Source organism: Streptococcus salivarius, assembly GCF_009738225.1.
In the GTDB taxonomy this organism is placed as follows: domain Bacteria; phylum Bacillota; class Bacilli; order Lactobacillales; family Streptococcaceae; genus Streptococcus.
Genome location: NZ_CP018187.1, coordinates 1,781,726 through 1,807,628, shown reverse-complemented (window position 1 = coordinate 1,807,628; position 25,903 = coordinate 1,781,726). Strand labels below are relative to the sequence as shown.

Annotated in this window: 25 protein-coding genes, 1 pseudogene and 1 riboswitch; of the genes and pseudogenes, 17 read left to right on the top strand and 9 right to left on the bottom strand. The window is 39.2% G+C overall.

Annotation, left to right across the window (positions count from 1 at the left end; all coding sequences use genetic code 11):
* Positions 1–37 precede the first annotated feature (37 nt).
* Together BSR19_RS08185 and BSR19_RS08180 are read left to right on the top strand one after the other, a co-directional pair.
* On the top strand, positions 38–703 hold the full coding sequence (locus BSR19_RS08185; RefSeq protein WP_156246979.1) for a YwaF family protein: 666 nt from the start codon (positions 38–40) through the stop codon (positions 701–703).
* Between the two features lie 349 nt (positions 704–1,052).
* Positions 1,053–2,597, top strand: coding sequence for a peptide chain release factor 3 (locus tag BSR19_RS08180; RefSeq protein ID WP_002884210.1), 1,545 nt, complete (start codon positions 1,053–1,055; stop codon positions 2,595–2,597).
* A 468-nt stretch (positions 2,598–3,065) separates the two neighbouring features.
* Here BSR19_RS08180 and BSR19_RS08175 read toward each other — a convergent pair whose 3' ends face one another.
* Both BSR19_RS08175 and BSR19_RS08170 read right to left on the bottom strand, forming a co-directional pair.
* On the bottom strand, positions 3,066–4,244 hold the full coding sequence (locus BSR19_RS08175; protein WP_139724838.1) for a ryptide export MFS transporter: 1,179 nt from the start codon (positions 4,242–4,244) through the stop codon (positions 3,066–3,068).
* Positions 4,245–4,355: 111 nt separating this feature from the next.
* On the bottom strand, positions 4,356–5,219 hold the full coding sequence (locus BSR19_RS08170; RefSeq protein ID WP_084869299.1) for a helix-turn-helix domain-containing protein: 864 nt from the start codon (positions 5,217–5,219) through the stop codon (positions 4,356–4,358).
* A gap of 602 nt (positions 5,220–5,821) precedes the next feature.
* On the opposite strand from BSR19_RS08170, the gene tnpA reads away from it, so the two are divergent.
* Positions 5,822–6,295, top strand: a complete 474-nt coding sequence (gene tnpA / locus BSR19_RS08165; protein WP_002891962.1) for an IS200/IS605 family transposase — start codon at positions 5,822–5,824, stop codon at positions 6,293–6,295.
* 178 nt (positions 6,296–6,473) lie between these two features.
* Here tnpA and BSR19_RS11875 read toward each other — a convergent pair.
* The 3 genes and pseudogenes from BSR19_RS11875 to BSR19_RS08150 all read right to left on the bottom strand — a co-directional run.
* A pseudogene (locus tag BSR19_RS11875) lies at positions 6,474–6,719 on the bottom strand (MFS transporter); the annotation flags it as partial.
* Between the two features lie 79 nt (positions 6,720–6,798).
* Complete coding sequence (locus tag BSR19_RS08155; protein ID WP_084870136.1) at positions 6,799–7,491, bottom strand: ABC transporter permease; 693 nt, start codon at positions 7,489–7,491, stop codon at positions 6,799–6,801.
* 1 nt (position 7,492) lies between these two features.
* A complete protein-coding gene (locus BSR19_RS08150; RefSeq protein ID WP_084870134.1) occupies positions 7,493–8,371 on the bottom strand; it encodes an ATP-binding cassette domain-containing protein in 879 nt (292 codons plus the stop codon).
* 280 nt (positions 8,372–8,651) lie between these two features.
* Here BSR19_RS08150 and BSR19_RS08145 point away from each other — a divergent pair, with 280 nt between their 5' ends.
* Positions 8,652–9,509, top strand: a complete 858-nt coding sequence (locus BSR19_RS08145; protein ID WP_084870133.1) for an Rgg/GadR/MutR family transcriptional regulator — start codon at positions 8,652–8,654, stop codon at positions 9,507–9,509.
* 78 nt (positions 9,510–9,587) lie between these two features.
* The gene (locus tag BSR19_RS08140) at positions 9,588–9,851 is read left to right on the top strand and encodes a hypothetical protein (protein WP_084870131.1); all 264 of its coding nucleotides are present in this window, start codon (positions 9,588–9,590) and stop codon (positions 9,849–9,851) included.
* A gap of 223 nt (positions 9,852–10,074) precedes the next feature.
* On the opposite strand, the gene thiT is transcribed toward BSR19_RS08140, so the two are convergent.
* Positions 10,075–10,650, bottom strand: coding sequence for an energy-coupled thiamine transporter ThiT (gene thiT, locus BSR19_RS08135; protein ID WP_049545591.1), 576 nt, complete (start codon positions 10,648–10,650; stop codon positions 10,075–10,077).
* A gap of 80 nt (positions 10,651–10,730) precedes the next feature.
* A riboswitch (TPP riboswitch) is annotated at positions 10,731–10,851 on the bottom strand.
* A gap of 107 nt (positions 10,852–10,958) precedes the next feature.
* Between thiT and BSR19_RS08130 the strand changes: the two genes are divergently transcribed.
* The 3 genes from BSR19_RS08130 to BSR19_RS08120 all read left to right on the top strand — a co-directional run bounded on the left by BSR19_RS08130 (position 10,959) and on the right by BSR19_RS08120 (position 14,038).
* The gene (locus BSR19_RS08130; RefSeq protein ID WP_021152428.1) at positions 10,959–11,339 is read left to right on the top strand and encodes a PH domain-containing protein; all 381 of its coding nucleotides are present in this window, start codon (positions 10,959–10,961) and stop codon (positions 11,337–11,339) included.
* Positions 11,340–11,351: 12 nt separating this feature from the next.
* Positions 11,352–12,257: a magnesium transporter CorA family protein gene (locus BSR19_RS08125; protein ID WP_049545590.1), complete on the top strand. Its 906-nt coding sequence runs from the start codon at positions 11,352–11,354 to the stop codon at positions 12,255–12,257.
* A gap of 194 nt (positions 12,258–12,451) precedes the next feature.
* The gene (locus BSR19_RS08120; protein WP_049545589.1) at positions 12,452–14,038 is read left to right on the top strand and encodes a DEAD/DEAH box helicase; all 1,587 of its coding nucleotides are present in this window, start codon (positions 12,452–12,454) and stop codon (positions 14,036–14,038) included.
* 206 nt (positions 14,039–14,244) lie between these two features.
* On the opposite strand, the gene BSR19_RS08115 is transcribed toward BSR19_RS08120, so the two are convergent.
* Genes BSR19_RS08115 through BSR19_RS08105 form a run of 3 tightly spaced genes read right to left on the bottom strand, consistent with a single transcriptional unit; the run spans position 14,245 to position 16,267 of the window.
* The gene (locus BSR19_RS08115; protein WP_008535312.1) at positions 14,245–14,514 is read right to left on the bottom strand and encodes a GIY-YIG nuclease family protein; all 270 of its coding nucleotides are present in this window, start codon (positions 14,512–14,514) and stop codon (positions 14,245–14,247) included.
* A 3-nt stretch (positions 14,515–14,517) separates the two neighbouring features.
* Complete coding sequence (locus BSR19_RS08110; protein ID WP_049545588.1) at positions 14,518–15,282, bottom strand: tRNA1(Val) (adenine(37)-N6)-methyltransferase; 765 nt, start codon at positions 15,280–15,282, stop codon at positions 14,518–14,520.
* A gap of 49 nt (positions 15,283–15,331) precedes the next feature.
* Positions 15,332–16,267, bottom strand: a complete 936-nt coding sequence (locus BSR19_RS08105; protein WP_049545587.1) for a polysaccharide deacetylase family protein — start codon at positions 16,265–16,267, stop codon at positions 15,332–15,334.
* A gap of 129 nt (positions 16,268–16,396) precedes the next feature.
* Here BSR19_RS08105 and BSR19_RS08100 point away from each other — a divergent pair, with 129 nt between their 5' ends.
* The 9 genes from BSR19_RS08100 (at position 16,397) to BSR19_RS08060 (ending at position 25,883) form a co-directional block, all read left to right on the top strand.
* Positions 16,397–17,152, top strand: a complete 756-nt coding sequence (locus tag BSR19_RS08100; protein ID WP_049545586.1) for a lysophospholipid acyltransferase family protein — start codon at positions 16,397–16,399, stop codon at positions 17,150–17,152.
* Between the two features lie 108 nt (positions 17,153–17,260).
* Complete coding sequence (locus tag BSR19_RS08095) at positions 17,261–17,956, top strand: helix-hairpin-helix domain-containing protein (RefSeq protein WP_049545585.1); 696 nt, start codon at positions 17,261–17,263, stop codon at positions 17,954–17,956.
* Entirely contained in the window at positions 17,946–20,186 is a 2,241-nt protein-coding gene (locus BSR19_RS08090; protein ID WP_156246978.1) for a DNA internalization-related competence protein ComEC/Rec2, read from the top strand. Before BSR19_RS08095 ends, BSR19_RS08090 begins: the two co-directional genes overlap by 11 nt.
* Before the next feature lie 85 nt (positions 20,187–20,271).
* Positions 20,272–21,534, top strand: a complete 1,263-nt coding sequence (locus BSR19_RS08085) for a UDP-N-acetylglucosamine 1-carboxyvinyltransferase (RefSeq protein WP_002884638.1) — start codon at positions 20,272–20,274, stop codon at positions 21,532–21,534.
* 65 nt (positions 21,535–21,599) lie between these two features.
* Positions 21,600–22,145 carry a GNAT family N-acetyltransferase gene (locus BSR19_RS08080; protein ID WP_049545582.1) on the top strand — a complete coding sequence of 182 codons (546 nt, stop codon included), beginning with the start codon at positions 21,600–21,602 and terminating at the stop codon, positions 22,143–22,145.
* The gene (gene spxR / locus BSR19_RS08075) at positions 22,138–23,418 is read left to right on the top strand and encodes a CBS-HotDog domain-containing transcription factor SpxR (RefSeq protein ID WP_002884454.1); all 1,281 of its coding nucleotides are present in this window, start codon (positions 22,138–22,140) and stop codon (positions 23,416–23,418) included. The genes BSR19_RS08080 and spxR overlap by 8 nt, the downstream gene beginning before the upstream one ends.
* Positions 23,419–23,461: 43 nt before the next feature.
* Positions 23,462–24,322: a methionyl aminopeptidase gene (locus BSR19_RS08070; protein WP_004183173.1), complete on the top strand. Its 861-nt coding sequence runs from the start codon at positions 23,462–23,464 to the stop codon at positions 24,320–24,322.
* A gap of 1 nt (position 24,323) precedes the next feature.
* Positions 24,324–25,283, top strand: a complete 960-nt coding sequence (locus BSR19_RS08065) for a YihY/virulence factor BrkB family protein (protein ID WP_004183170.1) — start codon at positions 24,324–24,326, stop codon at positions 25,281–25,283.
* A gap of 90 nt (positions 25,284–25,373) precedes the next feature.
* Positions 25,374–25,883: a QueT transporter family protein gene (locus tag BSR19_RS08060; protein ID WP_004183169.1), complete on the top strand. Its 510-nt coding sequence runs from the start codon at positions 25,374–25,376 to the stop codon at positions 25,881–25,883.
* The last annotated feature ends 20 nt before the right edge of the window (positions 25,884–25,903 follow it).

The window sequence follows — 25,903 nt, the reverse complement described above, 5'->3', positions numbered from 1 at the left end:
ATAATAGCAGGCATAGTAATTTCAGCAGGAGAAGAGAATGAAGGATTTTTTGACAACCACCCAAACTCATCCACCCCAGATACCTTTGCCCTATTATTTGCTTATGCTTTTGGCGATGGTACTTTTGAGTTACTTGAGTTGGCGTTGGTATAAGAATAAGATATGGCGTTGGACCTTTCTCACTTTCCAAGCCATTCAACTCTTTGCCCTTTATACCTGGTACCTCTGGCAGGGCTTTCCACTTTACATTAGTCTGCCCCTTTACCATTGCCGCATGGCCATGTTTGCTGTTCTCCTCCTGAAAAATAGTAGAATAAAGAGCTATTTCGCTATTATGGGAGTTGTCGGAACTTACTGTGCATTGATTTATCCAGTATTTGATCCCTATGAGTTTCCACATATCACAGGCTTTTCTTTCCTAATTGGTCACTATGCCCTACTGGTCAATAGCCTCAATGTCATTTTTAATAGTTATAAAACTCATCCCATCAGCAAGCGGCTGATTGTGGTGGCTACCTTATTACTAAATCTAGCTTTGGTAATAGTTAATCAGACCATCGGTGGAAACTATGGCATGCTTAAACACACACCATTTATTATGGGAACTCCCTTAGTTGTCAAATACCTTGCTGTTTCAGGAGCTGTGATTATTCTCATGGTAATCATGAAAAAAGGTCTGGAGCGTTTTGAAGACAAATATTAAATAAATGAAGAAACACGCTATCAGAAAGTTGATAGCGTGTTTTTTCATTTTATTTGTTTTATTCTAACACAAAACGCTTTCAGAATTGCTTTCACACTGTAATTTGGATATAATAAAAGAGCTGTGCCTGCGAGAATTATCGCAAGCCTCGACAACAAATGTAGCTTTTAAAAGCCAGAGATTTTCTGAAAGAAGCGCTACAACTATCTTACTTTTCAATCTGGTAAAAAACTATGACTGTCAGTTCCTATTGAGCATGGAAGTTTTACAATTCCCAGGGAAGCTATTGACGTTTGATACCGCTAAGGAAAAGTATCAAAAAGATTATTTTTAAAGAAGAAAGAAAACTATGAGTATCCAAGACGAAATCAAAAAACGCCGTACTTTTGCCATCATCTCTCACCCCGATGCTGGTAAAACAACAATCACTGAACAATTGCTTTACTTTGGGGGTGAAATCCGTGAAGCTGGTACCGTAAAAGGTAAGAAAACCGGAAACTTCGCTAAGTCAGACTGGATGGATATTGAGAAACAACGTGGTATCTCAGTAACCTCATCTGTGATGCAGTTTGACTACGCCGGCAAACGTGTCAATATCCTTGATACCCCAGGGCACGAGGACTTCTCAGAAGATACTTACCGTACTCTTATGGCGGTCGACGCTGCCGTCATGGTCGTTGACTCAGCCAAAGGTATCGAGGCCCAAACCAAAAAACTTTTCGAAGTTGTCAAACACCGTGGTATTCCTGTCTTCACCTTCATGAACAAATTGGACCGTGATGGACGTGAGCCACTCGACCTCTTGGAAGAGTTGGAAGAAGTGCTTGGTATTGCCAGCTACCCAATGAACTGGCCTATCGGTATGGGTAAGGCCTTCGAAGGACTTTACGACCTCTATAACGAACGCTTGGAGCTTTACAAGGGTGACGAGCGCTTTGCCAAGATTGAAGATGGTGATACTCTTTTTGCCAACAACCCATTCTATGAGCAAGCTAAAGAAGATATCGAACTCTTGACAGAAGCGGGTAATGAATTCTCTGAAGAAGCTATTTTAGCTGGTGAATTGACACCAGTCTTCTTCGGTTCTGCCCTCACTAACTTTGGGGTTCAAACCTTCCTCGATACCTTCCTCAAATTTGCGCCAGAACCACATGGCCACAAGACAGTTGATGGTGATGAGATTGATCCTCTTAACAAGGATTTCTCTGGTTTTGTTTTCAAAATCCAAGCCAACATGGACCCACGTCACCGTGACCGTATTGCCTTCGTTCGTATCGTGTCTGGTGAATTCGAGCGTGGTATGAGTGTTAACCTAACACGTACAGGTAAAGGAGCTAAGCTCTCTAACGTCACTCAGTTTATGGCTGAATCTCGTGAAAATGTCGAAAATGCCGTGGCAGGAGACATTATAGGGGTTTACGATACAGGAACTTATCAGGTTGGTGATACCCTTACTGTAGGTAAAAACAAATTTGAATTTGAGCCACTGCCAACCTTTACGCCAGAGTTGTTCATGAAAGTTTCTGCTAAAAACGTCATGAAACAGAAGTCCTTCCACAAAGGAATCGAACAATTGGTGCAAGAAGGAGCTATCCAGCTCTACACCAACTACCAAACAGGCGAATACATGCTTGGTGCTGTTGGTCAACTTCAGTTTGAAGTCTTCAAACATCGTATGGAAAATGAGTACAATGCCGAAGTTGTTATGACACCAATGGGTAAAAAGACGGTGCGTTGGATCCAACCTGAGGACCTTGATGAACGCATGTCATCAAGCCGAAATATCTTGGCTAAAGACCGCTTTGACCAACCAGTCTTCCTCTTTGAAAATGACTTTGCCCTCCGTTGGTTTGCGGATAAATATCCAGATGTAACATTGGAAGAGAAGATGTAATACGGCACAAAAGATGACGATTTTAAATCGTTCATCTTTTGACGCTAGCCCCTATCTTGTGTCTAGCTAGCCGTCTCACTAACTACGTCAGACGAATAATATCGATTCGTCTGACTTCGTGTCGTAAAATCTTAATAATGATATCTACACTACATACTATGAGACCGTGGCTAAGTCCCTTACTAACTCAAAACGGAAAATAATCGTTTCCGTTTTCTCATGTCGTAATGCTATGTATAGTTTATGTAAATCGTTCATCTTTTTACGCTAGTCCCTATCTTGTGGCTAGCTAGCCGTCTCACTAACTACGTCAGGCGAATAATATCGATTCGTCTGACTTCGTGTCGTAATATCTTAATAATGATATCTACGTCACATCTCTAAAACAACACAAAATATAGGACTATCTAATCAGATAGTCCTATATTTTTTATAAACCTAATAGTTATCAAGTATACCTATGATTAATTACTTTAGATAATCACGAATATGATAAATCAAGCTAGCTTCTAAAAGTATGCAAATTGTTGATAGCCAGAAACTTGTTGTAATTCCAAATTTTTCAGTAATAGAACTCATCAGAAAGACGAAAACTGAAAAAGCAAGGGTTGAAATGACTTCAAATACAGAATAAACATGTACTAACTGATTTTCATCGACAGTTTCCTGAAGAAAGACACTTTCAGGTACTTCTTTTAACTGAGAAAAGAAGCCGATTAAACTTGAGAAAATTAAAAATGTTTGTGTATTTGAGAAAAAGAGGATACTGGCTGTGATGGTCGCCATTGCTAAGAGTGAAAAGAGAATACTTTTCCACTTATGCGCTAAAAAATTTTCGGATAGTTTGTAGACAATTATTCCACCTAAAATGATACCAAGGGAATAGGCTGTATTTGAGTAGCCCCAGTAACTTTCAGTTTGTTTTAATACCTCGGTTACAAAAACAAGGATTACAGACGATACCCAGATTGTATTTGAGAAGTCCTCTAATAAATTTGCTTGAACAAATAACTTTAATTTAGGATTTTTTGCAACTAACTTCCATCCCTTTACTAGAGTATCAAGATTTGTCTCCGCTTCTAACTGCTCTATTTTGGCCTGAGGAAGAAAGAGCATCACAAAAGTGGAAAGGAGATAAAGGAGTAAGACTATCAACAGTGTGGGAAAAAGACCAAGCGAAGTATATAAGAGACCGCCCAGTCCCCATCCAATCAATTGTACTCCCTCACCACTCATTGATAAGGCAGCATTTGCCTTTCCCAAATTTGTGGCATATCTAGGAATCATGGCAAAAGATACGGGCGACGCAAAGCCATCTAAGATAGAAATAGCGACAACAAAGATATACATTCCTAAGGCTGGAACAAATTGAGCCTTAATGAGCATTACAAGGAGTATTGCTAATAAAAAAGTCTTTCCACATTGAGTGAATGAAAGCACTCTATTTAAGGCTAGTTTTTTAGTTACTAATGGCACCAGAAGGCTTGCCACGAAAGCTGACAATCCGATTAGAATCGGAACCATTGAGGTTGCGATAACGGATTTTGTAATGACGTAGATATTTGCAATGAGAGATACCCTAAGAAAAATGTCAGCTAAGTTAGCAAATAACTGAGAGATAAGTAATTTCAGAAAGGATTTAGACATATCGTTTCTCCATATTGGTTACCAAATCTGGAAATTGGATTCACATATTTTTTAAACAAAATAATTTTACAAGAATAATAATCTTATTTAATAATTTCCCATATATGCTTTCTAACTATTTTCCTCTATCAATTTTTTCAAATGTGCTTCATAAGTCTTTGCAATATTCTCGCTCCCTACCAATTTCATGGCATCAACACATTTCTTCATTTCGATTATAGACTGATTGCTTCCTTCTTTTTTATATTGATAATAATTTTGTGCATATTGAAAAACCAATCGTTCATAGATTTCAGTCTCGATAAAAAAGCATTGGTTTAATTGTTTTTCAAAATACAGTGCATCAATGAGTTCTTTTCTTTCTATGCATGTAATATAAACATTTAATAACATGGTTGATATCATGCGTCGATTATTAGGAATCTCTTTGTAAAAATCAGACCTTCTAGACATCTCCTTTGCCAAAACCATAAGAGTCTCATGGTTCAACACATCTAAGGTATTTGCAAAAATCAATAATTCATAATAACCCCAGTACTCAACACTAAATAGATAATCGGTTAAATCGGTTAAGTCCTGCTTTGTATAATAACTTTCTCCTGATAAATCCTGCAAACGAATTTTTAATAAAATAGTATTAATGTGATGAAACTTTTCTCGTTTAGGTTCTGATTTTAGTTGGGAATTAAGTAGTTTCTTTAATCCATTAATATTATGAGTCGATACAAAAAGCTGAATCTTTGCTAATAGTTCATTCAGTTCATCACGATGAAAATCATGGACGGCATACATAAATTCCTCAATAGGCATATTGATTTCATCTAAGATCAACATAAACTTTGAAACGGTTAAATCTGTTTGTCCCTTTTCAAAACGGGATAGTTGAGACGTTGAAATACCTGCTTTTGCGACATCTTTTAATCGTATCCCTCTTGATTCACGAAATTTTTTAAAAATTTCTCCAAATTTTTGCATGGGAAACCTCCAGTTTGCATATATGGGAACATATATTTTTTTGTATCTTAACATAAAATACAGTAAAACAAAAGTGAGGTAATTAATATGAAGAAACAAAAATTGTTGTTATTGGTTGTTTTAGTTTGCGAAGGAATTATTGTTATCTTAGTTGGATAATAATATTCTCAGTTAAAATTTAAGGAAAAGACGAGTAATGGAGCGCCAAATTAACTATTGTGGCATGTAGTTATTATCATATTTTGTTTAGTTGTTAGAAACTACATCTCAACTATGTATAGTTTATGTAAATCGTTCATCTTTTGACGCTAGCCACTATTTTGTGGCTAGCTAGCCGTCTCACTAACTACGTCAGCCGAATAATATCGATTCGTCTGACTTCGTGTCGTAATATTTTAATAATGATATCTACGTCACGTCTCTAAAACAACACAAAATATAGGACTATCTAATCAGATAGTCCTATTTTTGTTTTACGAAAACCACTAGCTGTGCTAGTGGTTCCGAAAAGCTTTTAGCGATGTATCAAAAAAGTCCCCCTAAAGTGTTATATTAGATAAGGTTTCCCGACCACTAACTAATATACAAAAGGAGGACCCCTGATGAGACAGGATAATAATAGTTTAGCACATACTACATGGAATTGTAAGTATCATATTGTGTTCGCACCCAAATATCGACGTCAGATAATTTATGGGAAATACAAAGCAAGTATTGGTCAAATCTTACGATTATTATGCGAAAGAAAAGGTGTTGAAATTCATGAAGCAGAAGCTTGCCCAGATCATATTCACATGTTGGTGAGTATACCACCGAAACTAAGTATTTCCTCATTTATGGGATATTTAAAGGGCAAAAGTAGCTTAATGATATTTGATCGACACGCTAATTTAAAGTATAAATATGGGAATCGCAAATTTTGGTGTCGAGGGTTTTATGTTGATACGGTTGGACGAAATCAGAAGCGAATTGAAGAATATATTCGTAATCAATTACAAGAAGACGTGATAGCAGATCAGCTAAGTCTATTTGAGGAGTATGATCCGTTTACAGGTGAGAAGAATAAGAGAAAGTAATCTTAAAGAGACCCGCTAGACGGGTTAGCTAGCAAAGGTGGTGCTGAAGGGAAACCATTCGGTAGGCCTTTAGGCCTCGGCCGGTAGCAGAGGCTTTCAGCCGAAGAGCAAGCCACCCGTTCTCACGGGTGGTTTTGACTTTATAAACCTAATAGTTATCAAGTATACCTATGATTAATTACTTTAGATAATTACGATTATGATAAATCAAGCCAGCTTCTAAAAGTATGCAAATTGTTGATAGCCAGAAACTTGTTGTAATTCCAAATTTTTCAGTAATAGAACTCATCAGAAAGACGAAAACTGAAAAAGCAAGGGTTGAAATGACTTCAAATACAGAATAAACATGTACTAACTGATTTTCATCGACAGTTTCCTGAAGAAAGACACATTCAGGTACTTCTTTTAACTGAGAGAGAAGGCCATTTTTTAGATATAATTTACAAAGTGAAAATGTGATTTTTGGCAAATTTAAACTTCAAGTAATACTTCAAAGAGAATAATTATTTAAATTCTTTACGGCTAAAAATAAAGTAACTTAAGAAGCAGTATAGTATAAGAGATACAGTGCTAAGTATAAAGGTCAGAACAGAAATTGATTCTGCATTTTGGAGAGATTGGAAAAGGAATACATCAGATGGGAGATTCAGATGGAGAAGATTACTACTGATAAGATGAGAGAGATTATCAAACAGAAGACAAATCAAACTATAGATTAGATAGGCTTGAGGGATTCTCTTTAGGGTCACAAATAAGAGAATGCAAAGAAAGGTAATACACAAGAATAAAGGGATTTGATTTGTCAAAATCGTCAAAGCAAGATGAAAATCTACTGTTTCTGAAAGTAATGTTCCAACTAGTAAACTGCTAATATAAGCTATTAGTACGTATACAATGTTTAGGAAAATGGTGCTGAGAGCCTTATATATGAAAACCTGATTTCTCTTTGGCTGCTTGATAATGATATTATTTATTGTTCGGTTTGAAAAATCCTCTCCAAAATAAAGGTTAGCAGGAACAATAAAAAATAGTGTAATAAATTGAGAGAGCAATTGGATAACTGAGGAGGTATATCCTTCATTTCCACGAAGTAAGAAAGCAGATAAGATGGATAAGGTCAGTAAGATTCCTAGAGATAAAAATAGTCTATGCTCTTTATAAATTTTAAAAAGATCTGCTTTAAAATAGTTACTCATATTATTTTCCTTCCTGGATGAGGTCAAGATAAAAGTCTTCAAAGGTGATTTGTTTATTGAAAATCTCTTTTACTTCAATATCGTGTTGCACAATCAATCTAATGATAGGCATGATGTTTCCATCATCTTTCAAAGTAATATATTCTCCATCAATGGCATAATTGATAAGATTATCTCGTAAGACATCGACCATTTGACTATTAGACCCTGTCCTGATATAAATTTGTTTTTCCAATTGCTTCTGCAATGATTCTTTTTTTAATTCTTTGACAATACTACCATTGTGCATGATAATATAACGATCAACAACCATCTCTAACTCTGACAGTATGTGGCTAGAAATCAGAATAGTCATTCCAAATTGTTCTCGTAATTTCAAAATGATCGCCCTCATTTCTTTAATACCAACAGGATCTAAGCCATTAATTGGCTCGTCTAGAATAAGGAAGTCAGGTTTATCCAAAATAGCTAAAGCAATGGCTAAGCGTTGGCGCATGCCTAGAGAAAAGTCCTTAGCTTTCTTTTTGGAGTTCACATCACTAAGGCCGACAATCTGAAGTGTTTGACGAATCACTTCTTTTCTATTTGGCAGATTTAACTGGAGAGCCATATATTGCAAGTTATCGATTGCTGACAAATTCGGTTGGAGAGCAGGAGACTCAATTAAGGCCCCCATACGATAGCCTTTTGTTTTAGTAATATTTCCAGAACTAGGGGATATTAGACCTGATAGCATCCTGAGAAGAGTAGTTTTACCAGCTCCATTTTCACCAACAAGACCACAGATTTCTCCTTTTTTAATATCGAAAGATACATTATTGACGGCGATTTGTTGATCATATTTTTTTGTTAATCCTTGTATTGACAAGAGTTTTGACATTATTTTTCTCCTCGTGTTTTAAAATGATGTTTAAGTAATAACAAACATAAACATATTGATAGGATAAGGTAAATGTAACTAACAGTGATTGCATTTACATAGATAATTAGGAATGAAAAAGATAATTGAGAAATCATCATTCCTAATTGAATGATTGTCCCAATTCCACCTATAGAAAAAGTTTTTTACACGATCATACTTTAATTTGTTTTTTTATATGATAAACTATTTTGTGAAAGATATAAAAAACATTACATAAATGTAACAAGAGGTAATTTATATGAGTAATTACGGAAAAGTTTTTAAAATGATTCGTGAATCTAAAAATATGTCACTTAAAGAGGTGGCTGGTGACTTCGTAACCCCTGCTCAACTTTCACGCTTTGAAAATGGCAAAAGTAACCTTTCTGTAGATACTTTTTTTCATTGCTTAGAAAATATGGATGTTTTACAAGGAGAGTTTTCTACTTTCTATCATTCTTATTACCAAGACGAAGATATACGTGTTTCTGTAGAAATAAGACAAGCTGTTGAAAACCATAATACTAGCTATTTTAGAAAAAAAATAAAAGAATACCAGCAACGCTACGAGGAGAATCAAAGAAAATCGGACAGAGTTTTAATAGCTGTCTTCTATGTTATGTTAAATCGATGTGATGCAAATCAAAAAATACCTGAAGAAGAGAAACAAGTCATTACTGATTATTTAATGTCTATCGATGAGTGGTGTTTTTATGAACTTTGGATTTTAGGAAATTGTTCTAGGGCTTTAAGTTCTAAAACAATAGAAATCCTTGGTAATGAACTATTTCATCGTACTCAATTTTATAATGGTATAGATGAAAATAGGCGACGGGTTTATCGTATTTTGTTAAATATCACTAGTCAAGTTTTAGATAGAAAAGAGGATAGTATTGCAGCTAAATTTATAAAATATATAGAACGATTAGACATTTTAGAATCAGATATGTTTGGGCGATTACAATTGAAATTTATTAAAGGCCAATTTAGTTATTTGCAAGGTAATCCAAACGGTCTAGAGGTAATGAGAGAATGTCAGAGAATAGCGGAATTTCTAGAATGTTATGATGTGTCGCATCAAATTGATAGGTCATTTTCTCTGATTACAGATATGTAATCAATTTTAAGTGGTTCATTTTTTCCTGTAAGATAATACGTGTAAGTCTTACAACTACAATAGAAGGATAATATAAAAATGAAAAAATTACTTATTGCAGGTGGACTCGTCGCTTTGGGAATTGCAGCTTTCTTGTTTAATAGTGGGACAACTACTAACAACTCAGCAAGTGCTAGCACAGAAGATAAAGTTGTTCTTTTTGGGAAAGTCGATTTCTCAGATGACGATGATAAAGATACAGATGTGTCATCAAGTAAAAAGGATGATGATCATGAGGAAAGCTGGCTTGAGCATTTCATCAAGACACATAAAAACCATTTTTCAAAAACTATTCGTAAGTAATGAAAGTTGCTTATACGTATCGAACTCTGGATCGACTATCTTCAATTCATTTTAGTTTTAAGATTCATCTATCAGCAACCTATCCAAACTATCAAGCTATTTTAGATATTGCCATTCCATGATTGGATCAGATAATAATTATTGTTCGTACTGTTTATTGCCGTTTTTTATAAAAACAAGAAAAACCATAGGACTGTCACTTAAGACTGTCCTATGGTTTCTTTTATTTTTCTGTATTGAGTAATCTGCCTAGGAATCGTTGCAGGGCGAAGAAAACAATAAGGCTGGCCAATGTTTCTCCTAGGAAAGATGAGCTATTGACAATGAGTGAATAGAGATAAGGGCTTTGTCCTTTAGGGGCATAGCTTCCCCAAAAGATGACACCGGCTATAAAGTGAATGAGGTAACGAGCAAAGCTACCAAGCAGAATCCCCCAAGTGATATACATCAGAGACTTAACTTTATGGCCTTGTTTAATGGCTTTATCAAGGGCTGGTTTGACCACACCACTGATACCAATCAGACTAAAGGCGACAAAGTACTCCAGAAAACCTTGTGTCAAGGTCAGCCAACCACCGGCTGCTTGTCCTGTGACTACTTGGAGAAGCCCCCAGATAAGACCGCCCATAGCACCAGCTTTTAAGCCCCAGCGAAAACTGAGGAGAAAGATGGGCACCATCTTAAAGGAAAGGGAAATCCAAGGGCCTAGTGACATGGGCTGAGTAACTAGGTCCAGGATATAAGCAATGGTTGCAAAGAGTGCAACCTCAATCATTGGTCGAATACTTGTTTTCGACATAAAAAAACCTCCTATACCAATCGTCTTGATTGGCTATTTTTGCCACATCAAAACGTTGTCATAGAAGTTCTTCTATTTCAATCTATTTTGAGACACATCCCTACGCAGGTCCTAACCTGATCAGGTGGTAAGAGTTTAGGCAAGTCTTGAAGAAAAAATTCAAGCTAGCCATTCTCAGCAATTGCTCCTCTTGTGACTCCTTAATTGTACTACTAGAAACCCATTTCTGCAAGTGTCTGAAATCCTAAAATTGTGGTATAGTTAAAGCAAGGATTATCTTTAAAATACAATAAAAAGGAGAAATAACTATGGGACTTTTTTCAGGACTGCTTGGCAATGCGTCTAAGAAAGATAATGATAAGGTTGAGCGTCAATTGGAGGGTATCTTAATTCCAGGTGAACAAGTGGAGTTAGCCTATGTCCTTGTTCGTGACCTGATTGTCTTTACAGAGAAACGCTTGATTTTAGTCGATAAACAAGGTGTTACAGGGAAGAAGACTTCTTACAAGTCTATCCCTTATCACTCAATCTCTCGTTTCACTGTAGAGAGCTCGGGCCACTTTGACCTAGATGCTGAACTTAAGATTTGGATTTCATCAGCACTGGAGCCTGCAGAGGTCCTTCAATTTAAGAGTGATAATAATGTATTTGAAATCCAACAAGCTTTGGCAGCAGCAGTGCTTGAGTAATGAGGAAGAAAAATGTTTATTGAAAAAGAACTGGGTTATAAGCGTCACTGGATTAATATTGACTCAGATATTATTTCTGAGCAATCCTATCTTTATACCAAGTATGATATTGATCAGGAAACCATAGAGTATGCCTTGGATAAAAATGAACGAGCCCACATGGATTACAACCGTGAGACTGGGACAATCACCTTTATCTATAATGTTCTGGCGCTTGAAAAGGACAAGGAACACTATGAAACCATTCCTCTGACCTTTATTGTTCAAGATACACGTTTGGTGACCATTAGTAACGAGGATAACGCTTATGTGATAAGCAAGATGCAAGATTATGTGGATAACCATGAGGATTTGTCTATCTACAAATTGCTCTTTGCAGGACTTGAGATGATTTCAAATGCCTACTATCCCGTCATTGAACGTTTGGATCAGCAAAAGGATGAGGTTAGTCGACGCCTAAGACAGACAACGACAAGTAAGAATCTTTACGACCTTTCAGATTTGGAAACAGGCATGGTCTATTTGGTGGCTGCAGCCACACAAAACCGTCTTCTATTGGAACACATCAAGGGGCACGCCATTTATCGTCGTCTCAATGAGGTCGAAAAAGAACAGTTTGATGATGCCATGATTGAAGCTAGACAGTTAGTAGCCATGACGGACCTCATTTCTAAGGTCTTACAGCAATTATCAGGTTCTTATAACAATATCCTAAACAACAACCTGAACAACAACTTGAGCAATCTGACCATTATTGAGGTACTCTTGGGAGTGCTTGCCGTTATTACCGGTTTCTTTGGGATGAATGTTCCTCTACCGTTTATGACTGTCAGTCTAGCCTGGATTTTCATCATTATCGGTAGTGCAATTCTTTGTTTGGTCTTGGCCCGCTACTTGCGTTGGTTGGTCCATAAATAATAATTAGTGGCTGAAACCGTCTTCTCAAATTGGAGGCGGTTTTAAAACGTTATTCACTGTCTTTTTATTCTTAAATATGATAGACTAGATGAGTTGTTAAAATAAACGACTATTAAATACAGGTAGTTAACATACTACACAACCAAGTCTCATAAGGTGGCTTCGCACCGCCTTCAAATAGAAAGAAGAATACTTTGAAATTTACAGATTTAAACCTATCAGAAGACATCCAATCAGCTGTTGTAGCTGCCGGTTTTGAAAAGCCATCACCTATCCAAGAGTTGACGATTCCACTGGCTCTTGAAGGTAAGGATGTTATCGGTCAGGCCCAAACTGGTACTGGTAAAACAGCTGCCTTTGGTTTGCCGACCCTAGATAAAATTCGTACAGAAGAAAATACAATCCAAGCCCTTGTGATTGCCCCAACACGTGAGTTGGCAGTGCAATCTCAAGAAGAGCTTTTCCGTTTTGGCCGTGATAAGGGCGTTAAGGTTCGCTCAGTCTACGGTGGCTCTAGTATTGAGAAACAAATTAAGGCCCTCCGTTCAGGTGCCCACATTGTTGTAGGGACACCAGGTCGTCTCCTTGACCTTATCAAACGTAAAGCTCTGAAACTCAATAATATCGAGACTTTAATTTTGGATGAAGCTGATGAAATGCTTAACATGGGCTTCCTTGAAGATATTGAAGCTATCATTAGCCGAGTACCAGAAGAACGTCAAACCCTTCTTTTCTCAGCAACTATGCCTGATGCCATCAAACGTATTGGTGTGCAGTTCATGAAAGATCCTGAGCATGTGAAAATCAAGGCTAAAGAATTAACAAATGTTAACGTTGACCAATACTTTATCCGAGTGAAGGAACAAGAGAAGTTTGATACCATGACCCGCCTTATGGACGTTGACCAACCAGAATTGTCAATTGTCTTTGGACGTACCAAACGTCGTGTGGATGAGTTGACACGTGGTTTGAAACTTCGTGGTTTCCGTGCAGAAGGTATCCACGGTGACCTTGACCAAAATAAGCGTCTTCGTGTTATCCGTGACTTCAAGAACGACCAAATCGATATTTTGGTTGCGACAGACGTTGCAGCGCGTGGTCTTGACATTTCAGGTGTCACTCACGTCTACAACTACGATATTCCACAAGATCCAGAAAGCTACGTTCACCGTATTGGACGTACAGGACGTGCAGGCCAATCAGGTCAATCTATTACTTTCGTAGCACCAAATGAAATGGGTTACTTGGGAATTATCGAAAACTTGACTAAGAAACGCATGAAAGGTCTTAAGCCACCAACAGCTCAAGAAGCCTTCCAAGCTAAGAAGAAAGTTGCCCTTAAGAAAATCGAACGTGACTTTGCGGATGAAGCTATCCGTTCTAACTTTGACAAGTTCAAAGGTGATGCGGTTAAATTGGCTCAAGAATTCACTCCTGAAGAATTGGCACTTTACATCTTGAGCTTGACCGTTCAAGACCCAGAGACAATGCCAGAAGTGGAAATTGCTCGTGAAAAACCATTGCCATTCAAACCATCAGGTGGTGGCTTTGGTGGTAAAGGCGGCAAAGGTGGCCGTAGCAACCGTGGTCGCGATAACAACCGTCGTGGTGGATACCGTGGCGACCGTAACCGCGATGACCGAGACGGTGGCCGTCGTGACTTCAAACGCAAGTCTAAGAAGAATAGCCGTGACTTCGAAAACCATGGCAACAAACGCCCACACCGTACCTCAAGCGAGAAGAAAAACGGCTTTGTTATCCGTAACAAGGGTGATAAATAAACAATGAAAACGCTCTATGAAAATAGAGCGTTTTTTTATATACCTATTTTTTGAGACTTCCCTTAGGTGAGTGCGGACGTCAGCGAACTTTTTCAAAGTTCCTAATTATAGTATTTTTTTATGAAAGCGCAAACATTTTAAGTGTAAAATAGTTATTATTAGAAAGTAGAAGTAGTAGTCTCAAGTAAATTCAAAAAAACACACGGTTATTTTTCCGTGTGTTCTTTGATATAGGCTAGTTTTTTCTCTCGGCTTTTTTTCTTAAAGAGTGCTTCGGCGCTCATGGCTTCAGGCTTGCTAGCGAAGGCTTCTGAGTAGAGGAGTTTAACTGGTAGGCGAGCTCTGGTATACTTAGCGCCCTTGCCTGAGTTATGGGTTTTGAGGCGGCGTTCGACATCTGTGGTGTAGCCTGTATAGAGGGTGCCATCAGCACACTCAACCACATACATGTAGGCCTTGCTATCCTTTTCTGTCATCGTTTAGGACTCACCCTCAGTCTTTTTTCCAAAGTAAATCTCATAAATTTCGTCAGTATAATCGCCATTTTCCTTATGCACAAAGAGTGGTGGAAGGATTTTCAAGCCATCTGTCGAGCCGTCTTTAATGGCTTCAATCAGGAGCATATTTGCCTCACGTCCCATCTTAGGATAGATAAACTGGATGCGTTTAGGTGCTAGATTATACTGGCGCATGGTGTCGATGATATCCAAAAAACGATCTGGGCGATGTACCATGGCAATGCGTCCATTGGATTTGAGGGCATGACGAGCGACCTGGCAAATTTCCTCTAGATTGGTTGTGATTTCGTGACGGGCCAAGAGGTAGTGCTCGGACAGATTCTTCTTGGACGTTTCTGTCGCCTTAAAGTAGGGTGGGTTACAGAGAATAAGGTCCACCTGAGATCGTGGAGCATGGTCAAGCAAATTTTTCAGGTCGTCATTAACAACGGTCACCTGGTCCTCTAGTTGGTTAAGAGTGACGGAACGTTTAGCCATGTCAGCCAAGCGTTCTTGTAGCTCAACCAAGGTAATTGGTGCTTCAGTTCGTGTACTAGCAAAGAGGCCAACGGCACCATTTCCCGAACAGAGGTCGACGATTAACCCCTTCTTTGGAATTTTTGGGAATCGCGAGAGGAGGACACTGTCGATAGAATAGCTGAAGACCTCCTTATTTTGAATGATTTTTACATCTGTGGAGAAGAGTTGGTCAATGCGTTCTCCATCTTTTAAAATTGGGTTTGTCATAGCTTTTATTGTAACAAAAAACAGCTCCCAAAGGAACTGTTGTGAGTGATTACTCTAGGACACCAAAGGTGTAACCTTGATCTTTGAAGTATTCGATAATTTGTGGAAGGGTCTGAACTGTGAGCTCCTTACCAGCAGTGTCGTGCATAAGCACAACCTTAACATGACTCTCAGGGAAATATTTTTGTGAACCATCCAAGTAGGCCATCATGGTTTCAGATGTCGTTGGGCGAACAGAGGCTGGTTCTGCATCACCACAAAGCATGTTCCAGTCAATCCACTGGACACCTTCCTTGGCGAGAGCTTGGTCAGTACTTTCTAAACCTTGCCATGACATATGACCACCAGGATAACGGAAGATTCTTGTCTTGAAGTCTTTACCTAGGATGGCTTGGAAATTAGCCATGGTTTGGTTAACCTCAGAAACAATCTGACTTTGATTAGGAACACGTCCTGGATAAAGGAGATTAAAGTTATGGCTGAGGCTATGGTTGGCAATCGCATGTCCTTCTGTAATTTGGCGTTTGAGGATGTCCGCATTTTCTTGTGTAATGGTGTAACCAATGTGGAAGAATGTGGCGTGAACACCGTATTCTTTCAAAATACTCATGACTTGTGGGGTCAGTGTTGGATCAATCCCATCGTCAAATGTTAAAAAGACTACCTTGTCGTCGATATCCTGAGACTGGCCTCGAATAGTGTTATTCACAGCAGTAACATCGTAAGCATAGTCAGAAGCTGCAATGCTGTGGTTACTACCTTTCTTGAGTTGTGTTTCATCATCTTCTTTAGCTTTTTCTGAAGATGAGCTTGTGCTATTAGCGACTTGTTCAGTCTTTTCAGCCTTGGCTACTTGTTCAGATTTCGTGTTATGGCGTTGGAATAGGACAAAGCCTAGGATAGCCAGAACAGCCAAGTTTGCAATAATGAGGCAAAGATTAAGTGCCTTTCGATTTTTCCCTATAATCTCAATACTTTTTTTCATAGTTACATTATAGCTCAAACTATTAGAAAGTGCCACACCATTTTCAAGACTTTTACAAAGAAATTCGGTGAAAAAAGAGCTCCTTTTTTGGTATAATAGTAAAAAACTTGTAGAAAAAGAGGTAAAAACGTGTTTTACGCTTATTTACGTGGGCTTGTTGTCTTCCTTCTTTGGATTATCAATGGTAATGCCCATTACCACAATCGCGATAAATTATTGAACAAGGATGAAAACTATATCTTGGTTGCTCCGCACAGAACTTGGTGGGACCCTGTTTATATGGCTTTTTCAGCCCGTCCTAAGCAGTTTATTTTCATGGCTAAGAAAGAACTCTTCAAGAGTCGTATCTTTGGTTGGTGGATCCGTATGTGTGGAGCCTTCCCAATTGACCGTGAAAATCCTGGTCAAGAAGCTATCAAGTACCCTGTTAACATGCTTAAGAAGAGTAACCGTAGTTTGATTATGTTCCCAAGTGGTAGCCGCCATTCATCTGATGTTAAGGGTGGGGTTGCAGTTATCGCTAAGATGGCTAAGGTTAAGATTATGCCGGTTGTCTATCAAGGACCTCGTGAACTCAAGGGGCTCTTGACAGGTGAACGTGTGGATATGAACTATGGTAATCCCATTGATATTTCAGATTTGAAGCGTTTGAATGACGAAAATATCCAAGAGGTTGCTCGTCGTATCCAGTCTGAATTTGATCGCCTTGATGAGGAAGCTTTGAGCTATCAAACAGGCAAGAAACCCAATCCTTTGACTTATATTTACCGAGTACCTCTCGGTATTGTGGCTATCATTGCGGTACTTTTGACCATGGTTTTCTCATATGTAGCTAGCTTTGTTTGGAATCCTGAAAAACACCGTGCCAAAGAAACTCAGAAATAAGCTAAAAACTCTATCAGACATAGATCTGATGGAGTTTTTTTACTTTTTGATATATTTTTTAAATTTTTTACGAATAAGAAAGAAAATATATCAATTAAGGAGAATAGCGTGAAGGAAAAGATTCTAGCCTATGTCAAAGATAATCGTTTGTTTGTGAGTGTCATCGCTGTACTGATGGTGATTTTTTGCTTCTTTCTATGGATGACTTGTGGTGCCGGCAACAGCATGGAGGCGGAGACGTCTTATACAGATGTGACAACATTGTCAACCTCCTCATCCAAAGAAGGGTCAAAATCACTTACTGAAGTGTCTTCTCAGTCAAAGACTGAAGAAAGTGAAAAGGATAAGTCAAAAGTAACAGTGGATGTTAAGGGGGCTGTGGCTAATCCAGGTGTTTATACCTTAAAAGCAAGCGCTAGGGTAACTGATGCCATCAAGGTCGCTGGAGGAATGACTGAGGATGCGGATGCTAAGAGTATTAATTTAGCCGCAAGCTTGTCAGACGAAGAGGTTATCTATGTGGCAACTAAGGATGAAAACCTTTCTGTCCTTGGTCAATCAGGAACTAGTCAGGTGTCTGACAAGGGAGGGCAAACTAATGCTAAGGATGGGAAAATTAACTTAAATACAGCGACTGCAGAGGAATTGCAAACCATTTCTGGAATTGGAGCTAAGCGAGCAGAGGATATCATCGCCTATCGCGAAAGTCATGGCGGCTTTCAGTCCGTAGATGACCTGAAAAATGTTTCAGGAATTGGTGATAAAACGTTAGATAAAATCAGAGAGTCCATCTATGTGGCTTAAAAAAGCGCCAATCAGTCTTTTTTCCTTGTCTCTTTTAATAGCTGCCCTTTATTTTACGATTTTTATCACTAATGTTTATGCTATTGGGACTTTTGTCTTTCTGATGGTCTGTTTTTTGAAGCATCATTGTAAGAATAAGACAGCCCTAAAGTTGGTGGGACTTGTAGGTAGTTTCTTTTTGGTCTACTTTTTATTCTTGCATCATAGAGCTAGCATACAAGATAAACAAGCCCCTGCTGAAATCAATCAGGTGACTCTGGTTGCTGATACGCTATCGGTTAATGGTGAGCAATTATCCGCTATCGGTAAGGCAAAGGGACAAACCTATCAGGTCTTTTACCGACTCAAATCTGAGAAGGAGCAGCATTTTTTCAAGACTACTAGTCAAACGCTAGTATTAAAAGGGAAAATTACGTTAACCACAGCAACTGGTCAACGTAATTTTCAAGGGTTTAATTATCAATCTTATCTAGCCAGTCAAGGTATTTATCGAATCGCTCAGATTGAGCGCTTGGACCAAGTGGTACCTCAAAAATCTCTATCTCCCCTAGCTTTTTTCCATCAATTGAGGAGGAGGGCTTTAGTTCATATCCAGACGCACTTTCCTAATCCTATGAGACACTATATGACAGGCTTGCTCTTTGGGTATTTGGATAAGGAGTTTGATGAGCAAAGTCAGCTTTACACAAGCTTAGGTATTATTCATCTATTCGCACTTTCGGGGATGCAAGTGGGATTTTTTCTGGGATGGTTTCGCTATGGACTCCTACGCTTGGGCCTTCCTAAAGATTATCTATTTATTATCTTGCTGCCTTTTTCCTTATGCTATGGTTTAATGACAGGTTGGACAGCTTCAGTCCTACGTTCCCTGATTCAAAGTTTGTTAGCGGAGTTTGGTATTAAAAAACTGGATAATATGGGGATAACCTTGCTTCTATTGTTTCTCTTTTTACCTCATTTTCTTTTGACAGTGGGAGGTGTTTTAAGTTGTTCCTATGCCTTCTTGTTGTGTTTGTTTGATTTTGAAGAGATGTCATCTCTTCAAAAGTCAATCTGTACGAGCTTGGTATTGAGTCTTGGGATTTTGCCTTTTCTAACTTACTATTATGGGACCTTTCAACCGGTGAGTTTAATTCTGACGGCGATGTTTTCGATAGTATTTGATAGCTTTCTCTTGCCTGTCTTGACGGTCTTCTTTGCCCTTTCAGGACTAGTAATCTTTTCTCAAATTAACCCACTTTTTGAATGGATGGAGACCTTTTTGACTTGGATACAATCCTGGATAGGCCAGCCTTTGATTTTAGGGAAACCTAGTTTGTTTCAGTTTGGCTTGATGATAGCTGTATTGGTTATGCTCTTTGATTTTTGGAAAAAGCCTCAGTTTAGGATTTGCCTTTTGATGATTTTTGGTCTTTTGATGGTCTGGGTCAAACATCCTTTAACCAATGAGGTGACTATGGTTGACGTTGGTCAGGGAGATAGTATTTTTCTGAGGAGTATGAAAGGCGATACCATCCTAATTGATGTGGGTGGCAAGGTGACTTTCGGGTCAAAGGAAAAATGGCAAGAGGCTAGCCAGACGAGCAATGCGGAGAAAACCTTGATTCCCTACCTACAGGCTAGAGGAGTGTCTCAAATTGACCATCTGGTTCTGACTCATACGGATACAGACCATATTGGTGATTTGGAAGAAGTAGCCAAGCGGTTTAAGATTAAGGAAATCTGTGTCAGTCAAGGAGCTTTGACTAAGCCTAGTTTTGTGAAACGACTTCGAACTTTAAAATGCCCAGTTCGCACTCTAAAGGCTGGAGACAACTTACCCATGATGGGAAGTAAGCTACAGGTTCTTTATCCAAATAAAGTTGGTGATGGTGGTAACAACGATTCGATAGTTCTTTACGGAAAACTATTAGGAAGCAGTTTTCTGTTTACTGGTGATTTGGAAAAAGAAGGTGAGGAGGAACTGATGGCCAGTTATCCCAATTTAAAGGCAAGTATCCTCAAGGCTGGACACCACGGTTCAAAGGGTTCTTCGTCTGAAGCGTTTTTGGACCAGTTGCAGCCCACCCTTGCCCTTGTTTCAGCTGGTGAGAACAATCGTTATAAACATCCAAATGATGAAACTTTGAAGCGTTTTAAGGAACGTCACATTAAGGTTTTACGAACAGACCAGAACGGTGCTATCCGTTTTAAAGGGTGGTTTAAGTGGTCAAGTGAAACTGTCCGATAATTGTTAGCGTTCTTAATTTGTCATGCACCTCAATCTATGGTAGAATGTAAAGGCTAATATTCCAGTATAAGAAAGATTGAACAGTATGCGTAAAATTATCATCAATGGTGGTAAGAAACTTCAGGGAGAAGTTACAGTATCAGGGGCTAAAAATTCAGTTGTTGCATTGATTCCAGCCATCATTTTATCTGATGGAGTGGTTACTCTTGATGGGGTGCCAGCAATCAGCGACGTCGATAACCTCATTGAAATTATAGAAGTAATGGGTGGTTCTGTTAAGCGTGATGGCGAAACACTTGAAATTGATCCACGAGGCGTTAAGGATATGCCAATGCCATTTGGTAAGATTAACAGCCTTCGTGCTTCTTACTATTTCTACGGTAGCTTGCTTGGACGTTACGGTCAAGCAACAGTAGGTTTGCCTGGTGGCTGTGATTTGGGACCACGTCCTATTGACCTTCACCTTAAGGCGTTTGAAGCGATGGGTGCTAGCATTTCCTATGAAGCAGAGTCTATGCGTATTGCGACTGATGCTGGTCAACGCATTCAGGGTGCTCATATCTACATGGATACAGTCAGTGTTGGAGCGACCATCAATACCATGTTGGCAGCGGCTAAGGCTGATGGTCGTACGGTTATTGAAAATGCGGCGCGTGAACCTGAGATTATTGATGTAGCAACTCTTCTTAACAATATGGGCGCGCGTGTACGTGGCGCTGGTACAGAAGTCATCACGATTGACGGTGTAGAAAGCTTACATGGCACTCGTCACCAGGTTATTCCAGACCGTATTGAAGCGGGTTCTTACATTGCTATGGCCGCGGCTATTGGTAAGGGAATTAAGGTTAAAAATGTTCTTTATGAACACCTTGAAAGTTTTATTGCTAAACTTGAAGCAATGGGTGTTCGTATGACCGTTGAAGAAGATGCCATCTTTGTGGAAGAGCAAGGTGATCTAAAACCTGTTGACATTAAGACGTCGCCTTATCCAGGTTTTGCAACAGATTTACAACAACCTATGACACCATTGTTATTGAAAGCAAGTGGTCGCGGAAAAATCATAGATACAATTTATGAAAAACGTGTGAATCACGTTCCTGAATTGGCTCGTATGGGTGCTGATATTCAAGTACTCGGTGGACAAATTGTTTACAATGGTCCAACGCAACTTTCAGGTGCACCAGTAAAAGCTAGTGATTTGCGTGCGGGTGCGGCACTTGTTACAGCGGGTCTTATGGCAGAAGGTCAAACTGAAATTACCAATATTGAGTTTATCCTTCGCGGGTATTCAAATATCATTGAGAAACTTTCTGACCTTGGTGCAGATATTCGTTTGATTGAAGATTAAGTCTAAGGTTCAACCCCTAGTGGTTGAGCCTTTTTCCATTTTTAAAACTGTGTTATAATACTATCATGGATATTTGGACTAGTCTGGGTGCTTTTGCCTTTTTTGAGTCGGAGCGCCTTTCTTTTAGACCACTCATCTTTTTGGATCGTTTTGATTTACATGAAATTGTATCAAATCCTCAGAATCTACAATTTTTCTTTCCTGCCACTCAAACACAGCATGAAACGGATTGCCTTTTGGTTCATTATTTCATGAAGGAACCTCTAGGTGTATGGGCTATTGTAGATAAAGAGTTAGATAAGATGATTGGCGTTGTTCGTTTTGAAAAGATTGATGTCCAGAAACGGACTGCAGAGCTTGGCTATTTTTTGAATGCCTCATACTGGGGGAGAGGTCTAATGACTGAGGCGGTTACCTGTCTGTCAGATTTGGCTTTGACAGCTATGGGAATGGAACGTATTATTCTTATTGCCCATTTGGAAAATAAGGCATCGATTCGTGTAGCGGAAAAATCAGGCTTTAAACTTGTGTCCCGCTTTAAGGGAGCAGACCGATACACTCGTACCATGCGTGATTATCTCCGCTTTGAGAAGGAGGAGAACTGTGAGTAAACACCAAGAAATTCTAGATTATCTTGAGGCCTTGCCTATCGGTAAGCGTGTTAGTGTGCGTAGTATTTCAAATCACTTACAGGTTTCTGATGGAACTGCCTATCGAGCCATTAAAGAAGCTGAAAATCGAGGGCTGGTTGAGACTCGTCCTCGGAGTGGGACGGTTCGAATTGAAAAGAAAGTTCAAGTTCGCCTTGACAGGCTGACCTTTGCGGAGATTGCAGAGATTACAGAGTCTGAGGTTATCTCTGGTCATGAAGGTCTGGAACGTGTCTTCAGTAAGTTCTATATTGGAGCCATGACTATTGAGAATATCACCCGTTATCTCACCAAGGGAGATCTTCTTATTGTTGGGGACCGTGAGGATATTCAATTGCTTGCTCTGGAACACAATAATGCTATTCTAGTGACAGGGGGCTTTCAGGTTTCCGATAGGGTAAAAGAGCTTTCTCGTTTGAAGCAATTTCCGGTTATGGTCACAACCTACGATACCTTTACCGTGGCAACCATGATTAACCAGGCGCTTTCGAATGTTCGTATCAAAACAGATATCAAGACTGTAGCTCAAGTCTATACCAGACGAGAAGACTACAACTACATGACTCCAGAAATGACGGTCAGAGATTTTCAGAATTTGGTTAAACGGACCAACTTGGTACGTTTCCCAATTCTATCTGAGTCTGAAAAAGTGATTGGGATTGTCACCATGCGGGATGTGTCTAATCAGCAACCAACGACCATGCTTAAGGCAATCATGACCAAGCCGACGGTGACAAGACTTGAGACTAGTCTGGCAACTGTTGCCCAAAAGATGATTTTTGAAGACTTTGATATCATTCCTGTTGTGGACGAAGAAAAACACTATCTAGGTGTTATCACCCGTCGTCAGGTTTTGGAAGAACTTCAGGACAATAATCGTGGCAACTTGCACACCTTTAGTGATCAAATGATAGCTAACCTAAATCAGGACAAGCATGCTTTCAGCTTTGAGGTAGAGCCCACTATGATTGACAATTCTGGGAACCTCACTCAGGGTGTTCTTGCAGAGATGGTTAAAGAGGTTGTCTATCGTATCATGGAAAAGCAGGAGCAAAATGGTCTTGTGATTGAAGAGATGATGTTTTACTTTCTTCAGGCAGCTCAGATCGATGACAAGGTGACGATTACACCAAGTATTATCGCTGAGACCAGACGTAGAGCGCATCTGGACCTTATGGTTACTCACGGAAATCATACCGTCTGCAAATCAGTCGTTGTGGTTAAGAAAACTTAGGAACGAATAAAAAATAAAAGATATAAAGAAAACGGAGAAAACAATGATTACATTAAAATCAGCACGTGAAATTGAAGCGATGGATAGGGCAGGGGATTTTCTTGCTAGCATTCACATTGGTCTACGTGACCTCTTGAAACCAGGAGTAGACATGTGGGAAGTAGAAGAGTATGTGCGTCGTCGTTGTAAAGAAGAAAATGTTCTTCCCCTTCAGATTGGAGTTGAGGGAAGCATTATGGATTACCCTTATGCGACATGCTGTGGCCTTAATGACGAAGTGGCACATGCCTTTCCACGTCACTATATTTTGAAAGATGGTGACCTCTTGAAAGTTGATATGGTCTTGTCAGAACCTATTGATAAGTCAGTCCTTGATGTGTCAAAATTGGACTTTGACAATGTTGCTCAGGTTAAAAAATACACGGAATCATATTCTGGCGGTTTGGCTGACTCATGCTGGGCTTATGCGATTGGAACGCCATCTGATGAAGTTAAAAAACTTATGGAAGTAACACGTGAGGCTATGTACCTTGGTATTGAACAAGCAGTAGTCGGTAACCGTATCGGTGATATCGGGGCAGCTATCCAAGAATACGCTGAAAGTCGTGGTTACGGTGTTGTTCGTGATTTGGTTGGACACGGAGTTGGGCCAACAATGCACGAAGAGCCAATGGTGCCAAACTATGGGGTAGCTGGACGAGGTCTCCGTCTCAAAGAAGGAATGGTTTTGACTATCGAGCCAATGATTAACACTGGTACTTGGGAAATTGATACGGACCTTGAAACGGGTTGGGCTCACAAAACTCTTGACGGTGGACTTTCTTGTCAATATGAACACCAATTTGTTATTACTAAGGATGGTCCAGTAATTTTGACTTCTCAAGGCGAAGAAAGAACTTACTAATATGAAACGACAAGGCTTAATGGCCCGTCTATTGGATAAACTCCAATGGCGCCCTTTGCAGGTTTATCTTATGCATTATCGTAGTGCAGAGATAGATATTTCAACTATCGCAGTGGCTTACTACCTCATTTTGACGGTTTTTCCGCTTATTGTCATTGCGGCAAATGTCTTTCCCTATCTGAATATTGATACGACTGATCTCTTGAAGTTTATGAATGAGCACCTTCCTAAGCAGTTTTATGCACCTGCAGCCAACGTTGTTCAGGATATCTTCTCGACACCTTCTGGACAGTTGTTGGGAGTTGCCTCTTTGACGGGATTCTGGACAATGATTAAGTCCTTGTCTTCGCTTCAAAAGGCGATTAACAAGGTATATGGTGCTTCAGAACACCGTGATGTCTTTATTAGTCACATTGTTGGTGGTTTCATGAGTCTGGTCATCTTGTTCCTGCTCACCTTTGCACTAATGCTGTCTACGATTATTCAGTCGGTCCTTAGAGTTATTACACAGACCTATCCTATTGGTTCCAAAATGACTCAGTTTATTTTAAATAGTATCCAGCCTCTGAGTATTGCAGTTGTCTTCCTGGGAATGATGGTGCTTTATTTTGTGCTTCCGAATGTGAAGATTCGAAAAATCCGCTATGTTATGCCAGGGACTATCTTTACGACTTTAGTGATTGGCTATTTAAGCAACTTGTTTGGAACTTATGTGATTCGTACCTTGAGTCGATTAGTTGATATCAAGTTATTTGGATCCATTATGATTTTCGTCTTCATGCTTTGGTTCATCTTCTTGGCCAGGATTTTGATTTTGGGGGCCGTCTTTAATGCGACCTATCAAGAGCTTAGACAAGGTGAACTGAAAAGTAGAAGAGGAGATGTGATTACTATTATTCAGAGCTTTTCTGGAGATGGTAGTGACAGCAAAAAACACAAAAAAGATGAGGATGATTCCTAGATGATAAAGAGAGCTTGGTGAGATCCAGGCTCTTTTGACGGGAATATTATCCTTTGTAGATAATAAAAAGATAATGATTATGGAGGAAAAATGAAGAAACAAACTGTTCGTGATTTAACACATATTGCTATTGTGGCAGCTCTTTATGTAGTCTTGACTGTTGTGCCACCTTTTAACTTAATTTCGTATGGTCCCTACCAGTTCCGAATTGCAGAAATGTTCAATCTGTTAGGATTTTATAATCGCAAGTATATCATTGCCGTGACTTTGGGCTGTGTGATTGCTAATTTCTTTAGCTTTAACATGATTGATGTGGTTGTCGGAAGTCTCTCGACACTGGTCTTTGTCGGTTCAGGTGTTTATTTCTTCGACCGATTTAAGAACCAAGATATTTTAGGTGGACTTTTTGACAAGGCTCATGTTTACTTTGCCTTTTACTTCTCATTCTTCATGGTGACAATTGCAGCTGAGTTGACCTTGGTTACTCAGGCACCATTTTGGGCAACTTGGTTCACTGTTGCTATGGGAGAATTGGCTTCTCTCTTAGTTGGTGCAATTCTTATTAAGAAATTGGCCAAAGTTATTGATTTTGTTTCCTAAATTAACGTCTGTAAAGGCGT

What these genes read in the sequence shown, in the direction of transcription:
- BSR19_RS08115 (WP_008535312.1), bottom strand. Translation starts at nt 14,514, where the DNA reads ATGACAGAAAAGGATAGCAAGGCCTACATGTATGTGGTTGAGTGTGCT.
- thiT (WP_049545591.1), bottom strand. Translation starts at nt 10,650, where the DNA reads ATGTCGAAAACAAGTATTCGACCAATGATTGAGGTTGCACTCTTTGCA.
- BSR19_RS08080 (WP_049545582.1), top strand. Translation starts at nt 21,600, where the DNA reads ATGGATATTTGGACTAGTCTGGGTGCTTTTGCCTTTTTTGAGTCGGAG.
- BSR19_RS08145 (WP_084870133.1), top strand. Translation starts at nt 8,652, where the DNA reads ATGAGTAATTACGGAAAAGTTTTTAAAATGATTCGTGAATCTAAAAAT.
- BSR19_RS08070 (WP_004183173.1), top strand. Translation starts at nt 23,462, where the DNA reads ATGATTACATTAAAATCAGCACGTGAAATTGAAGCGATGGATAGGGCA.
- BSR19_RS08090 (WP_156246978.1), top strand. Translation starts at nt 17,946, where the DNA reads ATGTGGCTTAAAAAAGCGCCAATCAGTCTTTTTTCCTTGTCTCTTTTA.
- BSR19_RS08085 (WP_002884638.1), top strand. Translation starts at nt 20,272, where the DNA reads ATGCGTAAAATTATCATCAATGGTGGTAAGAAACTTCAGGGAGAAGTT.
- BSR19_RS08170 (WP_084869299.1), bottom strand. Translation starts at nt 5,219, where the DNA reads ATGCAAAAATTTGGAGAAATTTTTAAAAAATTTCGTGAATCAAGAGGG.
- BSR19_RS08150 (WP_084870134.1), bottom strand. Translation starts at nt 8,371, where the DNA reads ATGTCAAAACTCTTGTCAATACAAGGATTAACAAAAAAATATGATCAA.
- BSR19_RS08175 (WP_139724838.1), bottom strand. Translation starts at nt 4,244, where the DNA reads ATGTCTAAATCCTTTCTGAAATTACTTATCTCTCAGTTATTTGCTAAC.
- BSR19_RS08065 (WP_004183170.1), top strand. Translation starts at nt 24,324, where the DNA reads ATGAAACGACAAGGCTTAATGGCCCGTCTATTGGATAAACTCCAATGG.
- BSR19_RS08105 (WP_049545587.1), bottom strand. Translation starts at nt 16,267, where the DNA reads ATGAAAAAAAGTATTGAGATTATAGGGAAAAATCGAAAGGCACTTAAT.
- BSR19_RS08155 (WP_084870136.1), bottom strand. Translation starts at nt 7,491, where the DNA reads ATGAGTAACTATTTTAAAGCAGATCTTTTTAAAATTTATAAAGAGCAT.
- BSR19_RS08060 (WP_004183169.1), top strand. Translation starts at nt 25,374, where the DNA reads ATGAAGAAACAAACTGTTCGTGATTTAACACATATTGCTATTGTGGCA.
- BSR19_RS08130 (WP_021152428.1), top strand. Translation starts at nt 10,959, where the DNA reads ATGGGACTTTTTTCAGGACTGCTTGGCAATGCGTCTAAGAAAGATAAT.
- tnpA (WP_002891962.1), top strand. Translation starts at nt 5,822, where the DNA reads ATGAGACAGGATAATAATAGTTTAGCACATACTACATGGAATTGTAAG.
- BSR19_RS08110 (WP_049545588.1), bottom strand. Translation starts at nt 15,282, where the DNA reads ATGACAAACCCAATTTTAAAAGATGGAGAACGCATTGACCAACTCTTC.
- BSR19_RS08125 (WP_049545590.1), top strand. Translation starts at nt 11,352, where the DNA reads ATGTTTATTGAAAAAGAACTGGGTTATAAGCGTCACTGGATTAATATT.
- BSR19_RS08140 (WP_084870131.1), top strand. Translation starts at nt 9,588, where the DNA reads ATGAAAAAATTACTTATTGCAGGTGGACTCGTCGCTTTGGGAATTGCA.
- BSR19_RS08180 (WP_002884210.1), top strand. Translation starts at nt 1,053, where the DNA reads ATGAGTATCCAAGACGAAATCAAAAAACGCCGTACTTTTGCCATCATC.
- BSR19_RS08185 (WP_156246979.1), top strand. Translation starts at nt 38, where the DNA reads ATGAAGGATTTTTTGACAACCACCCAAACTCATCCACCCCAGATACCT.